Source organism: Mycolicibacter sinensis (assembly GCF_001673565.1).
Taxonomy (GTDB): Bacteria; Actinomycetota; Actinomycetes; order Mycobacteriales; family Mycobacteriaceae; genus Mycobacterium; species Mycobacterium sinense_C.
On the sequence record NZ_LZMF01000073.1, the window covers coordinates 1 to 13,560 of the forward strand.

10 protein-coding genes are annotated in these 13,560 nt (G+C 70.5%); 3 read left to right on the forward strand and 7 right to left on the reverse strand.

Translation table 11 applies throughout. The features are described from left to right. Positions 1–445 (forward strand): integrase core domain-containing protein (locus tag A5648_RS11630; RefSeq protein ID WP_165607335.1); only part of this gene is annotated, 445 nt, incomplete at its 5' end. Between the two features lie 16 nt (positions 446–461). Here the strand turns inward: A5648_RS11630 and A5648_RS11635 are convergent. The 6 genes from A5648_RS11635 to A5648_RS11660 form a co-directional block, all read right to left on the reverse strand. Continuing rightward, positions 462–2,009: a sensor histidine kinase gene (locus A5648_RS11635; RefSeq protein WP_065024692.1), complete on the reverse strand. Its 1,548-nt coding sequence runs from the start codon at positions 2,007–2,009 to the stop codon at positions 462–464. Further along, positions 2,006–2,767 (reverse strand): response regulator transcription factor, encoded by a 762-nt coding sequence (locus A5648_RS11640; RefSeq protein ID WP_065024693.1) that lies wholly within the window; start codon positions 2,765–2,767, stop codon positions 2,006–2,008. Before A5648_RS11640 ends, A5648_RS11635 begins: the two co-directional genes overlap by 4 nt. Positions 2,768–2,797: 30 nt before the next feature. Continuing rightward, positions 2,798–4,093, reverse strand: coding sequence for a PPE family protein, SVP subgroup (locus A5648_RS11645; protein WP_065024694.1), 1,296 nt, complete (start codon positions 4,091–4,093; stop codon positions 2,798–2,800). 14 nt (positions 4,094–4,107) lie between these two features. Continuing rightward, on the reverse strand, positions 4,108–4,407 hold the full coding sequence (locus A5648_RS11650; protein ID WP_065024695.1) for a PE family protein: 300 nt from the start codon (positions 4,405–4,407) through the stop codon (positions 4,108–4,110). Positions 4,408–4,429: 22 nt separating this feature from the next. Beyond that, on the reverse strand, positions 4,430–5,734 hold the full coding sequence (locus tag A5648_RS11655) for a PPE family protein, SVP subgroup (RefSeq protein ID WP_065024696.1): 1,305 nt from the start codon (positions 5,732–5,734) through the stop codon (positions 4,430–4,432). Positions 5,735–5,844: 110 nt separating this feature from the next. Further along, the gene (locus tag A5648_RS11660) at positions 5,845–7,638 is read right to left on the reverse strand and encodes a hypothetical protein (protein ID WP_082966444.1); all 1,794 of its coding nucleotides are present in this window, start codon (positions 7,636–7,638) and stop codon (positions 5,845–5,847) included. 32 nt (positions 7,639–7,670) lie between these two features. On the opposite strand from A5648_RS11660, the gene A5648_RS11665 reads away from it, so the two are divergent. Then, complete coding sequence (locus A5648_RS11665; protein ID WP_065024697.1) at positions 7,671–8,615, forward strand: NAD-dependent epimerase/dehydratase family protein; 945 nt, start codon at positions 7,671–7,673, stop codon at positions 8,613–8,615. Between the two features lie 146 nt (positions 8,616–8,761). Next, a complete protein-coding gene (locus A5648_RS11670; protein WP_065024698.1) occupies positions 8,762–13,312 on the forward strand; it encodes an HAD-IC family P-type ATPase in 4,551 nt (1,516 codons plus the stop codon). Positions 13,313–13,324: 12 nt separating this feature from the next. Here the strand turns inward: A5648_RS11670 and A5648_RS24035 are convergent, their stop codons facing one another. Further along, positions 13,325–13,498 (reverse strand): Rv1535 domain-containing protein, encoded by a 174-nt coding sequence (locus A5648_RS24035; RefSeq protein WP_165607336.1) that lies wholly within the window; start codon positions 13,496–13,498, stop codon positions 13,325–13,327. Positions 13,499–13,560: the final 62 nt, after the last annotated feature.

Consider the following 13,560-nt stretch of genomic DNA (forward strand, 5'->3'; position numbering starts at 1 on the left):
GCGTTTCCATCGCAGTTTGCGTGCTGAGTTCCTCAGCGACCGAAAGCCTTTCGCTACTCTGAAACGTGCTCAGCAGGCCTTGGATGAGTGGGTTGGCTACTACAACACGGCCCGGCCCCACCAAGCCATCGCCATGGTGGCCCCTGCTGAGCGGTTCAGCGCGGGCGCGACCGACGCTGCGGTAGCGAGCCCCTCGAGTGCAGCCGGTACCGATCGCAGCGGTGATCACTGGGTGTCGCGCCGGGTCACCACCAACGGCGTCGTCAGCGTGGCATGGCAGCAAGTCAGCGTGGGAGCCCATCACGCCGGCTCCCGCTGCGACGTGCATGTCGACGGGGATCTGCTGCGGTTTTTCATCGGCGACGACCTGGTCAAGACCGCCGCCCGCACCAGCCGCGGTGAGGTAAGAAACAAACGGGCCTTCCGCAGCCGCGAACAGGCCTAACCACTAACCTGGAGTGTCAAGGATCAACCGAAGACGATCCGTCAAGCATCACCCGAAGTCCAACAGCGGCTCCACCTACCACCGGCAGCCGAACCCGGAACACCGTGGCGCCGTCGGCGGATTCCACCCCCACCGAGCCGCGGTGCGCGCCGACGATCGAGGCCACGATCGCCAGCCCCAGCCCGGTGCTGCCCAGCTCGCCGGAGCGGGCCTTGTCCGCGCGCACGAACCGCTCGAACAGGTGCGGCACCATGTCGGCATCGATCGCCGGGCCGTCGTTGGCCACCGTCAACTCCGCGACCGGCCCGCCCACCCCGCAGCGGTCCTCGGCGATGGCGGTGGTGACTGTCACCCCGGGCGGCGTGTGCACCCAGGCGTTCTTCAGCAGGTTGGTCACGACCTGGTGCAGCCGCGCGCGGTCACCGCGCACCCACACCGGGGCCTCGGGCAGGTTCTTGACCCAGTGGTGGCTCGGCGCGGCCGCCGCGGCGTCGTTGACCGCGTCGAGCACCAGGTCGGCCAGGTCGACGTCTTCGATGTCCAGGTCTTGGCCTTCGCTGAGCCGGGACAGCAGCAGCAGCTCGTCGACCAGCGACGCCATCCGCTGCGCCTCGGATTCGATACGGGCCAGCGCGTATTCGGTGGTCGGTGGCAGCGTGGAACTGTCCTGACGGGTCAGCTCGGCGTAGCCCTGGATGGCGGCCAGCGGCGTGCGCAGTTCGTGGCTGGCGTCGGTGATGAACTGCCGCATCCGCCGGTCGGCTTCACTGCGATACGCCAGTGCGCTATCGACGTTGTCCAGCAAGCGATTCAACGCGCCGGCGACGATACCGACCTCGTTGTCGGGGTCGACATCGGTGGCGGCGACCCGGATGGTGATGCGTTCGTCGCCGTCGGTCAGCGGCATCGCGGCCACCGAGGCGGCGGTGGCCGCGACCCGGCGCAGTGGGCGCAACGCGTAGCTGACCACAGTGATCGTCAGACCGGCGGTGATCAGCAGCGCCACCGTGTAAAGACCTGCCGCCGAGGCCATTCGGCGGGCAACGGTGCGGTTCGCCAGGTTCAGCGACCCGCCGATGAACAACAGGTCGTCCTCGTCGGCGACGCGGGTCTCCACCCGGTAGGACCCCAGACCGCCCAACTCCATCGACTGCGGTGGGCCGTTGTGCCAGTGGTGGGCGTCGATGGCGGCGACCACATTCGCGGGTGCCGGATAAGGCTCCTCCTCGGTGAACACCGCCGAACCGATCACCTTGCCGTTGCGCAGCACCGCCAGCACGTTGCCCGGCGTCTGATCGTTGAAACCCAACATGGCCCGCCCGATGTTCGACATACCGTCGGGGCCGGTGACGTTCTCGACGCGGCGATACTTGGCAAAGGAGTGGCTGAAGGCGTTGAGCGACTCGGAAAGATCGGCGTCGCTGGTCGCGGTGACGTAGCTGCGCAGGCTCAGCACCGACACCACGCCCACGGCCACGAACGCCACCGTCACCACGGCTGACACGCCGAGCACCAACTGCCGGCGCAGTGCCCGCGGGCGCCACCACGGCGAGGAGTGCGTCATTGCGGCGGCTTCAGCATGTACCCCACCCCGCGCACGGTGTGGATCATCGGGGGGTCGACGTCGATCTTCTTGCGCAGGTAGGAGATATACAGGTCGACGATGCTGGTGCGGCCGGCGAAGTCGTAATTCCAGACCCGGTCCAAGATCTCCGCGCGCGCCAGCGCCCGCCCGGGATTGCGCATCAAAAACCGCAGCAGCTCGAACTCGGTGGTGGACAGCGACACCGGAACACCGCGGCGGCTGACCTGCCGGCTGGCGCCGTCGAGTGTCAGATCGCCGACGGTGAGCACCTCGTCGACCGGTGGCATCAGCTGGGCGGAGCGGCGCAGCAGTCCGCGCAGCCGCGCCACCAACTCCTCGAGGCTGAACGGCTTGGTCATGTAGTCGTCGGCGCCGGAGGTCAGACCCGTGACCCGGTCGGTGACCGAGTCGCGGGCGGTGAGGAAAAGCGTCGGGATGTAGGCGTCGGATTCGCGGACCCGCTGCAGAATCTGCAGCCCATCGACGTCGGGCAGCATGATGTCGAGAACCAGCAGATCGGGCTCGCCGCTGTGGAATTTGGTGACGGCGTCGCGGCCGTTGTGCGCGACGTCGACCATCCAGCCCTCGTAGTGCAGGGCCATCGTCACCAGATTGGTCAGCGCCGGCTCGTCGTCGACCAGCAGCACCCGGATCGGTGACCCGTCGGGCCGATTGATCCGCGGCAGTTGGCCGAGGATCGCCTTGCGCGGACTCCGGTGGTCCGTGTTACCCGACATCGGTCCCCATTTTCCACCCCGGAGTCGAGATCATTCGCCCAGGAGCCGTTGCTTCCGCTGAATGAACCTCTCCTGGGTCAGAACTCCCGAGTCCCGCAGCTCGACCAGGGCGCGGAGTTCGGCGACGACGCCGATCGCCTTCGCCTTGTCCGGCTTGTCCGGCTCTTCGGGTTCCTCGGCGGGCTTGGGTGGTGCCGCCGGCTTGGGATTGGGCTGGCTGGCGATCGCTACTCCGCGCCCCGGTGCCGCCGAGCCGGCCATGGCGCGCCCGGCCATGCTGGACAGGGCCATCTCGGCGTAGGGGGCTTCGGCTCCGGCAGCGGCCGTTGCGGCGGTGCCCGATTGCGCTGAGACCAACGCGACTTCGCGCAGGGCCGAGGGTGCGGCGGCGGCCCAGGCCTGCGGCACCGACAGCGAGCCCAGCGGCACCGCCTTGCCCACGCTGGCCCACGTCGCACCGACCGGGCCGGACGCGGATCCCAGCGCGCCGACGCCAGGGGTGGCCTGGCCGATCAGACCCAAGCCGCCTAGCGCTCCCAGGCCTTCCGCGCCTTCGGGAAAGGCCAACTCGCCCAAGGTGATCGCCAGACCACCGAACGCCCCACCCAGCCCGATTCCGCCGAACGGGCCGACGCTGGCCACCTCCAGAACCGCGCCGGCCAGATCGAAGGCCAAGCCGGGGGAGATGGCATCGGCGGATTCGGCTGTGGAGCCGGCAAGGTGGCCGGCGGTGTTCAGGGCGTGGCTGGCAGCGGCGTTGCCGGCGGTTTGGACGGCCGAGCTGGTGGTGGTGGGGTTGGGCGTGGCGGTGTTGTGCGGTGCGGTGAAGGTGGGCAGTTGGGTGGCGGTGGCGGCGGTGCCGGCGTAGCCGTACATGGCGGTGGCGTCTTGGGCCCACATTTGCCCGTAGAGGGCTTCGTTGGCGGCGATGGCGGCGGTGTTCTGGCCGAGGAAGTTGGTGGCGACCAGGGTGGTCAGTTGTGTTCGGTTGGCGGCGATGACGGCCGGTGGCACGGTCATGGCGAAGGCGGTTTCGTAGGCGGCTGCGGCGGCGTTGGCGTGGGTGCCGGCTTGGCCGGCTTGGGCGGCGGTGGTGCTCATCCAGGCGGCGTAGGGGGCTGCGGCGGCGGCCATGGCGGTGGCGGCGGGGCCTTGCCAGGTTTCGTCGGTGAGTCCGGCGATGACGGTGCGGTAGGAGTTGGCTGCTGATTCCAGTTCGGCGGCCATGGTTTTCCAGGCGCTGGCGGCGGCGCGGATCGGGCCGGATCCGGCCCCGGAATACATCAGCGCAGAGTTGACCTCCGGCGGCAACGCTGCAAAATTCATCGGCTACTCCGCGATCAGCCGGCAGCGGCCGCGTTCGCCGCCTCAGCGGTCGCATACGAGACGCCACCGCCGTTCAGCGCGGCGACGAACATCTGATTGACGGCTGCCGCTTGAGCGGCCACGCTCTGAAACAGCGCACCGTTGGCGTTGAACAGCGCGGCAATCGACGTCGAGACCGCATCGGCGGCGGGTGCGGCCATCGCGGTGGTCGGTGTCGCCACCGCTGCGCTCTGTGCCTGCACCGCCGAACCGATTCCCTGCAGATCGCCGGCCGCCCCGGACAGCATCTCCGGTTGGGTAACCACGAAAGACATCTATTTACCTCCCTTGTGAAATTCATTGGTCGACAAAATGTTCGATGACGCGTTCGCGTTGTTGGTGGAACTCCTCGTCGGTCAGCACACCGGAGTCGCGCAGTTCTGCCAGGCCGCGCAGTTCGGCGAGAACCTCGACGCCGGTCACCTCATCGGGGCGTGCTGCGGGTTCGTTGTCTTCTGGGACCGCTTTGGCCGCCGCGGTGGGATTGGGCTGGGTGATCACCGCTGCTCGACGGCCCGGGGCCACCGTGGCGGCCATGGCGCGGCCGGCCATGGTGGCCAGCGCCATCTCGGCATAAGGCGCTTCGGCTCCGGCAGCCGCGGCGGCTGCTGCGGCGGTACTGGATTGTGCTGAGAGCAAGGCGACTTCGCGCAGCGCCGAGGGGGCGGCGGCCGCCCACGCCTGGGGCACCGACAGCCCGCCCAGCGGCACCGCCTTGCCCATGCCGGCCCAGGTCGCACCCACCCGGCCGGCACCGCTCAGGCCGGCCGCCGGCAGTGCGGCGGCGGGGCTGAGACCGCCCACCGGCGGGGCCAGCCCCAACAGCCCGCCGGCCGGTGTCGTCTGGCCGATCAGGCCCAGACCGCTCGCGGCGCCGAACTCACCGGTGATGCCCAGACCGGCGAACGGCCCCAGGCTGGCCGCTTCGATCGCCAGCCCGCCGAATTCCAGACCCGCTCCGCCGCCTTCGAAGGGCGCGATGCTGTCCACCTCGATGACCGCGACCAGCAGGTCCAGCAACAAGCCGGGCGCGCCGGCGCCTTCGTACGACCCCGATGCGTCGGCGGGGCCGATGGGCTGCGAATTGTGTTGCGGTGCGGTGAAGGTGGGCAGTTGGGTGGCGGTGGCGGCGGTGCCGGCGTAGCCGTACATGGCGGTGGCGTCTTGGGCCCACATTTGCCCGTAGAGGGCTTCGTTGGCGGCGATGGCGGCGGTGTTCTGGCCGAGGAAGTTGGTGGCGACCAGGGTGGTCAGTTGTGTTCGGTTGGCGGCGATGACGGCCGGTGGCACGGTCATGGCGAAGGCGGTTTCGTAGGCGGCTGCGGCGGCGTTGGCGTGGGTGCCGGCTTGGCCGGCTTGGGCGGCGGTGGTGCTCATCCAGGCGGCATAGGGGGCTGCGGCGGCGGCCATGGCGGTGGCGGCGGGGCCTTGCCAGGTTTCGTCGGTGAGTCCGGCGATGACGGTGCGGTAGGAGTTGGCTGCTGATTCCAGTTCGGCGGCCATGGTTTTCCAGGCGCTGGCGGCGGCGCGGATCGGGCCGGATCCGGCCCCGGAATACATCAGCGCAGAGTTGACCTCCGGCGGCAACGCTGCAAAATTCATCGGCTACTCCTCAAATCGCCGATATCCGAAGGTATTTCCGGCCGCAGTGGCCGGGCAACTCAAGAGCCGAGACTCATAGGAAACGCATATCTGCGCTTGTTCGCAGCGCGTTAGCGCGGTGCGACGTAGCCGACCGGTCCCGACGCGATACACACCGACAGTGCCGCGGTGTCGGCGCGCGCGGTGAGGTTGTAGCCGGCGCCGGGAAGCCGCACGTAGACCCGATTGAGTCCCGGGCGCACCCTGACCCGGACCTCGGGGCCGTCGGACAGCGCCAGCGTCATCGCACCGTCGACGTTGGCCAGGTAGTTGATCTCGGCGGTCCAGTCGGCCGGCAGCAGCGGACCGTCGAGCCCCAGCGTGGCCGGCAGGTCCGGCTGCACCAGATAGCCGCAGCGCGGCACCGGCCCGGCCACGATGGACCGAACCCAGGTCACCTGCGCGTCGGTCAGCATCCCCGCGCTGGTGAGCATCCGCAACTGCGTTGTCGCCGAAGCGAATTCCGGCCGGTCACGAACCAGCGCGAACAGGTGACTGGCCAGGTTCTCCGGGTAGACGACCCGCTGCAGCACCAGCGGGTCGACCTCCTGATCGAGCAGCGGCGCATCGGAGTCGGCGCGGGCCGCGGCCAGGGCGTCCCGGGCGTTGGCCAGATACGCCCGGGCCGGGTCATCGCGCCAGCGGGCCAGGAACGTCACCGCCGAGTACAGACTGCTGGCGGTGAAGGCCACCGCCAGGCCGGTCACCCCCACGGTGCGCAACGGCGAGGCGTCCAGCCACCGCGATGACTCCCGGTTGGGCGCACACAATCCGACGGCGCCCAGGATCGCCAGCACCACGACCAGATCGGCCAGGTAGCGCAGGGTCTGGGCCAGCTCCAGCGCGGTGAACGCCGAGGACCGCATCAGGTAGATCGGGACCTGGCAGGCCGCGGCGTAGCCAAGCGCGGCCAGCCACACCGGCGCCAGCCGGTGCTTGCGCGCCAGCGACACCGCCAGCAGCCCCGCCAGCACCAGCCAGCCCATCGTCATCACCACCGGGCCCGGCAGGGCCCACGGCGAGGCCGGCGCCCAGCGCGCCCACGTCCACGGGCCACCGGCCAGGCTCGGGATGATGCCGTGGGTGATCGAGCGCCACAACAGCTCGCGGGTCATGTCCAGGTCGAAGGTCCAGCGCTTCTGGTTGACCACCGCCAGGTAGACCGCGATCCAGCCACCGGTCACCGCCAGCGTCGCCGTCCACAGCCGGGCCCCGGCCCGCCAGGCCTGCGCGATCGCACTCCCCGGCCGTTCCCCGGCCACATAGCGCAGCAGTGCCGCCACACCGAACGCCACGAACGGGATCACCGCGGCCTTCTCGAAGAACAGCAGGCCGCCTGCGTAGGCCAAGGTGCCGGTGAGCGCGTAGCGCCGATTCCCGGTGCGCGCCAATAGGATCGCGTCGGCGCACGCCCAGGCCAGCGCCGCCAGCATGGGCAGTGAGTTCAACGCCGCCGCCCACCATGCGAACGCCGGCAGACCCAGTGGGCAGAACAGCGCGAAGGTCAGCGGCACCAGCAGCACCGGCCGCCAGCCCAGAATCACCCACAGCGCCCGCAGCAGCGCACCGGACGCCAGCAGCTGCAGCACCACCAGGCTGGCCGCCGGCGCCGCCCACTGCAACGGCCAGGCCCGGCTCAGCGCACCGGCCACCAGATACGCCCCCGGCATCACATGACCGTCGTGATCGTCGAACAGATATGCCGGTGACAGCAGATCGTGGGTGCCGGCCCGGCCGATCAGGATCAGGTCGTCCCAGTAGAAGTAGCCGCCGAAGGCCACCACCGCCCGGACCACCAGTTGCGCGGCCAGCAACACCACCGCCGCCCAGCAGACCCAGGGCAGGGCGGCCATCCGGGTGCGCATCCGTCTTTCTTACCTGTCGGTATTGTGGCCCGGTGCGAGCACTGGTCACCGGAGCAGCCGGATTCATCGGATCAACGCTGGTCGACCGCCTGCGGGCGGACGGGCACCCGGTCGTCGGAGTGGACAACTTCGCGACCGGGCGGGCCACCAACATCGAGCACCTGACCGGCGACGCCGACTTCAGCTTCGTCGAAGCCGACATCGTCACCGCCGACCTGGGCGAAGTGCTGGAGCGCTCCCGCCCGGAGGTGATCTTCCATTTGGCCGCCCAGATCGACGTGCGCCATTCGGTGGCTGACCCACAGCACGACGCCTCGGTCAACGTGGTCGGGACCATCCGGCTCGCCGAGGCGGCCCGCGCCGCGGGCGTGCGCAAGATCGTGCACACCTCCTCGGGCGGGTCGATCTACGGCACCCCGCCGCGCTATCCGACCCGCGAGGACGACCCCACCGACCCGGCTTCGCCGTATGCCGCCGGCAAGGTGGCCGGTGAGATCTACCTCAACACCTTCCGGCACCTCTACGGGCTGCAGTGTTCGCACATCGCGCCGGCCAACGTCTACGGCCCCCGGCAGGATCCGCACGGCGAGGCCGGTGTGGTGGCGATCTTCGCCCAGGCCCTGCTGAAGGGCGCGCCGACCAAGGTGTTCGGGGACGGATCCAACACCCGCGACTATGTGTTCGTCGACGACGTGGTGGACGCCTTCGTGCGGGCGGCCGGCGGGGGAGGCGACGGGCAGCGGTTCAACGTCGGGACCGGGGTGGAAACCTCGGACCGGCAACTGCATTCGGCGGTAGCCGCCGCGGTCGGCGCACCCGATGACCCGGAGTTCCACCCGCCGCGGCTGGGCGACCTGAAGCGGTCGTGTCTGAACATCGACCGCGCGCGTGAGGTGCTGGGTTGGCAACCGCAGGTCGCGCTGGCCGACGGGGTGGCGCGCACGGTGGCTTATTTCCGGCAGGTGAAGTCGGCCTGAACTTCTGTGGCATACTTCCTCGACGGAGGGGAGTATTCCTTCGCTGCAGTGTCGTCAACTCGTCGCCCGTCATCGGACGACCGGTGCTGCGGGCCGGTGGCCGGCGGAAGAGACCTCCAGCGCATCACAGACGCTGGAGGTAACCCATGGACGTGTTCTCGATCGGACGCTTCGGTCTGGACGCCGTCGGCACGGTGGCATCGGCCAGCCTGGACCTCGCGGCCATCCCGCTGCGCGAAGGCGCCAAAATCCTGGCCGGTGAGCGCTCCGACCTGACCCGCCGGCGTAGCTGGCGCGGCGCCGGGCGGGCCTGGATCGAAGTCCGCGGGCTCGACGGCGACGGCCCCGACCTCGGCCCCGCGGTGCTCGAAGCCCTGCAGGACCGGCCGGGTGTCACCTCGGTGCGGCTGAACCGCCCGCTGTCCCGGGTGGTCGTCGAGATCGATGACGACACATCCCTGGCGGAGCTGTGCGCCGCGGTCGAAGGCGTCGAAAAGGCTGCCGAGCTCAGCGCAACCGACGGTGCTGCGCTGCCGGGCGACGGGCTGTTGTTGGCCGCCAAGGGCGCGATGGTCGGCGCCAACGCGGTCGGGCTGGCGATCGCGACGGCGGGCAGCGTGCTGCGCTGGCCGGCCGCGCCCAAGATCTTCGATGCCGCAGCGTCGGTGGCCCGCTATCAGCCGCTGGTCCGCAACGCGCTGGAAAGCCGGATCGGGCGCACCAGAACCGACACCGTGCTCTCACTGGCCTCGCTCGGATCGCACGTCATCACCATGTCCCCGGCGATCCTCGCGGTGGACCTGATGGTGGAGGGCCTCAAAGCCGCCGAGTCCCGCGCCGGCGCGGTGGCGTGGAACCGCTACGAGCCGGAACTGGCCCGCTATGCCGAGCACCCCGACGTCTACACCGCTGCGCGTCCGGTCCCGCGTCCGGACGGCGCGGTGGAACGCCACCTGAAACGTACGGCGCTGGCGCAGGTGGTCGGGGCCGGAGTGGTGGGGGCGCTGACCCGCAACCTGGACATGACCTCGAATGCGATCCTGGCGGCCTCCCCGAAAGCGGTGCGCACCAGCTGCGAGTCCTTCGCCGCGACTTTGGGCCAGGGCCTGGCGGACCAGCACGGCGTGCTGCCGCTGAGGCCGGACAGCCTGCGCCGCCTCGACAAGGTCGACACCTTGCTCATCGACCCGCGGGTGCTGGCCGGCGAACAAGGCCGGGTGGTGCAGATCCGCGGCGCCGGTGAGCATGAGCTGCCGCTGGCGTGGCGTCACGCGCAGAGCCTGCTCGACAAGCCCGGGCTGCGTCCGGGCTGGCACCGGGTACCGCGCATGACCGCACGAGGCTCGGGTCGCAAGGACCCGGTGGAGGCGCTGATTCTGCCCGCGCACCACGCGTTGGCCTCGGCGGTGGTGCTCGAGGCGCGTGCCTCCGGAGCAGAACTGGTCACGGTGGACACCGACATCCTGGGCGAGCTGCGCCCCGGCTTCGACGACGTGCATGCGCTGCCCGCCGACCAGGACATCGACGCGGCACTGGCCACGGCGGTGACCGAGCTGCAGCAGGCCGGCCGCACCGTGGCGGTGCTATCCGGTGTCGCGGCGCAGGCCTTGGCGTCGGCCGATCTGGGCCTGGGCGTCATGCCGGAGGCCGGCGCCGACACCGCGCCGCCGTTTTACGCAGACCTGCTGCTGGCCGACCTGGCCGGCGCCTGGCAGGTGCTGCGCGCACTGCCGGCTGCGCGCGAGGCCAGCGAGCGCGGTGTCGCGATCTCGATCGGCGCCTCCACGATCGCCGGGCTGCTGCTGGTGCGCGGGGTCCGGGCGACGATCCCCGGTCTCGGGTCTGGCCAGGGCCGCGGCCCCGGACCGGTGACCATCGGCGCGGGCGCCGGGATGCTGTCGGGCTACCTGCTGGCCCGCCGCACGCTGCGGGCTCGCGCACCGCAGCCGGCGCCGGCCTACGAGTGGCACGCCATGTCGGTCGAGCAGGTGCGGGAACTGCTGACCCCGGAGCAGCTGACACCACTGGCCGAGCGGGCGCCGGCCGAGACGGCGTCGCAGGGCATGTTTTGGCCGTTCCTGCACGCCGTGCGCGCCGAACTGTCCGACCCGATGACCCCGATCCTGGCGTTGTGTTCGGCGGCGACGGCCATGTTGGGTTCGCCGATCGACGCCGTCATGGTGGGGACGGTGCTCACCGGCAACGCCATGCTGGCGGCTTATCAGCGACTGCGGGCCGAGAACCGGCTGAACATCCTGCTGGCGCAGCAGGCCCCGCCGGCGCGGGTCGTGCTGACCGGTGCCGATGGCACCCGGGAGTATCGCGAGATCGTCGCCGAGCAACTGCTGCCCGGTGACCTGATCGAGGTGCGCAGCAACGAGGTGGTGCCCGCCGACGCCCGCCTGATCGAGGAGACCGACGTCGAGGTCGACGAGTCGTCGCTGACCGGCGAATCGCTGTCGGTCGGCAAACAACTCGAACCCACGCCGGGCGCCGAACTGGCCGAGCGCAGCTCCATGCTCTATGCGGGCTCCACCGTGATCGCCGGGAAGGCGCTGGCCATGGTGACCGCGGTGGGCGCCGACACCCAGACCCGCCGGGCCTCCGAACTGGCCTCCGGTGAGCTGCCCGAGGTCGGTCTGCAACACCACCTGTCGCAACTGATGTACCGGACCTTCCCGGTCAGTGCGGCCGGCGGCGTGGCGGTCGGCGCGCTGGGCCTGCTGCGCCAGGGCGGGCTGCGGGTGGCGCTCGGCAACGCGATCGCGGTGGCGATCGCCGCGGTCCCGGAGGGGATGCCGCTGATGGCAACCCTGGCCCAGCATTCGTCGTCGCAGCGGCTGAGCAAATCCAGTGCGCTGGTGCGGATCCCGCGCTCGGTGGAGGCGCTCGGCCGGGTCGACGTGGTCTGCTTCGACAAGACCGGAACGCTGTCCGAGAACCGGCTGCGGGTCACCACGGTGCGCCCGCTGCGCGGATATTCCGACGACGACGTGCTCGGCACCGCGGCTCAGGCGGCGCCGGCGCCCGACGGTGCGGCGCATGCGCACGCCACCGACCAGGCCATCGTCGAGGGTGCGGCCGCCGCGTCCGGCGCCCGCGCATGGACCGAGCCCGACGCGCACCTGCCGTTCCGGTCGGGCCGGGCGTTCTCGGCGTCGGTGCTGGGGTCGGAGCTGCTGGTCAAGGGAGCACCGGAAGTGGTGCTGCAGGCCTGCAAGAACGCCGGTGCCGCCGAGGAACAGCAGGTGGCCGCGATGGCCGCCCAGGGTTTGCGGGTGATCGCGGTGGCGCAGGGCACGCTGACCGCCACGCAGGTGCGCACGGTGTCGCAGGACTCCGACCGGATCGTCGAGGTGGCCGGCTCGGGGCTGACGCTGATCGGGTTCCTCGGTCTGGCCGACACGCCCCGGGCCGACGCGCCGCAGCTGCTGGCCGATCTCACCGCCCGCGGGGTGGACATCCGGATGATCACCGGCGACCACCCGATCACGGCGACCGCGATCGCCGCCGAGATGGGTGTCACCGTCGACGCCGACCAGGTCATCACCGGCTCGGAGTGGAATGCGTTGAACCGCAAGGAACAAGAGCGGGTGGTCTGCGAGCGGGTGATCTTCGCCCGGATGTCCCCGGAGAACAAGGTGCAGATCGTCCAGACGCTGGAGCGCGCCGGGCGGGTCTCGGCGATGGTCGGTGACGGCGCCAATGACGCCGCCGCCATCCGGGCCGCCACGGTGGGACTCGGTGTGGTGGCGCACGGCAGCGACTCGGCGCACACCACCGCCGACGTGGTGCTGACCGAAGGCAAGATCGGGTCGCTGATCGACGCGATCGACGAGGGCCGCCGGCTGTGGAAGGGCGTCCAGCTGGCGATCTCCGGGCTGCTCGGCGGCAACGCCGGTGAGGTGATCTTCTCCGTCATCGGCACGGCGGTCACCGGTAACTCACCGCTGAACACTCGGCAGCTGCTGCTGATGAACACCTTGACCGACGCGTTGCCGGCCACCGCGGTGGCGGTCAGCACGCCGGCGGGCCCGATCGGCGGTGCGGTCCGCGGTCTCGACGAGAAGAAGCTGTGGCGCGCGGTGGCCTTCCGGGGCGGTGTCACCGCGGCCGCGGGCACCGCTGCCTGGGCGATGGCCTCGGTGACGGGTATGCCGCAGCGGGCCGCCACGGTGGCCCTGATCTCGCTGGTCTCCACCGAACTGGGCCAGACCGTGGTCGATTCGCGGGCGCCGCTGGTGCTGCTCACCGCGGCCGGCTCGTTCGCCGCGTTCGCCGCGATGGTGAGCACCCCGGGTGTCAGTCAGCTGCTGGGCTGCACGCCGGTCGGTCCGATCGGCTGGGCGCAGGCCCTGGGCACGGCGGCGGCAGCCACCGCCGCGGTGGCCGTGGCGAGCCGGTTCGCGGCCCCCGCGGAAGAGGACTCCGGCCTGGTAGCGGCCCCGGTCGAGGCGGCTACGCCGAACAAGGCGCTGGAGGCCACGAAGGCCCCGGCGCAGAAAGCTGCGGCGGCCAAGAAGAGCCCGGCGAAGAAAGCTCCGGCGGCCAAGAAGGCTCCGGCCAAGAAAGCTCCGGCGCAGAAGACCGCGGCGGCCAAGAAGAAGGCCACCGCGAAGAAGGCCACCGCGAAGAAGGCCACCGCGACGAAGACGTCCGCGAAGAAGACGTCCGCAAAGCTCGAACTGGTGCGCTAAGACCCAGCCGCTTCATCCGGCCGGCCGAAGTTCTCGGACTTCGGCCGCTGGGCGCGCGGGTGCGGGATGCCGCACCTCGAGCACCCCGGCACGCCAGAGCAACGCGTACAACTCCCGGGCCGGCACCGTCAATAACGTCGCCGTGACTTCGACCAGCGGATCCGCCAGGATTTCGGTCGCCTTCATGAGCCCCAGGGTGGCCGCCGCAGCGAGACGCGGGGCAAATCTTTTGTTACCAGCAGGCCAAG

Coding starts and splice junctions, on each gene's coding strand:
- A5648_RS11645 (WP_065024694.1), bottom strand. CDS start 4,093: ATGAATTTTGCAGCGTTGCCGCCGGAGGTCAACTCTGCGCTGATGTAT.
- A5648_RS11660 (WP_082966444.1), bottom strand. CDS start 7,638: ATGCGCACCCGGATGGCCGCCCTGCCCTGGGTCTGCTGGGCGGCGGTG.
- A5648_RS24035 (WP_165607336.1), bottom strand. CDS start 13,498: ATGAAGGCGACCGAAATCCTGGCGGATCCGCTGGTCGAAGTCACGGCG.
- A5648_RS11650 (WP_065024695.1), bottom strand. CDS start 4,407: ATGTCTTTCGTGGTTACCCAACCGGAGATGCTGTCCGGGGCGGCCGGC.
- A5648_RS11655 (WP_065024696.1), bottom strand. CDS start 5,734: ATGAATTTTGCAGCGTTGCCGCCGGAGGTCAACTCTGCGCTGATGTAT.
- A5648_RS11640 (WP_065024693.1), bottom strand. CDS start 2,767: ATGTCGGGTAACACGGACCACCGGAGTCCGCGCAAGGCGATCCTCGGC.
- A5648_RS11635 (WP_065024692.1), bottom strand. CDS start 2,009: ATGACGCACTCCTCGCCGTGGTGGCGCCCGCGGGCACTGCGCCGGCAG.
- A5648_RS11670 (WP_065024698.1), top strand. CDS start 8,762: ATGGACGTGTTCTCGATCGGACGCTTCGGTCTGGACGCCGTCGGCACG.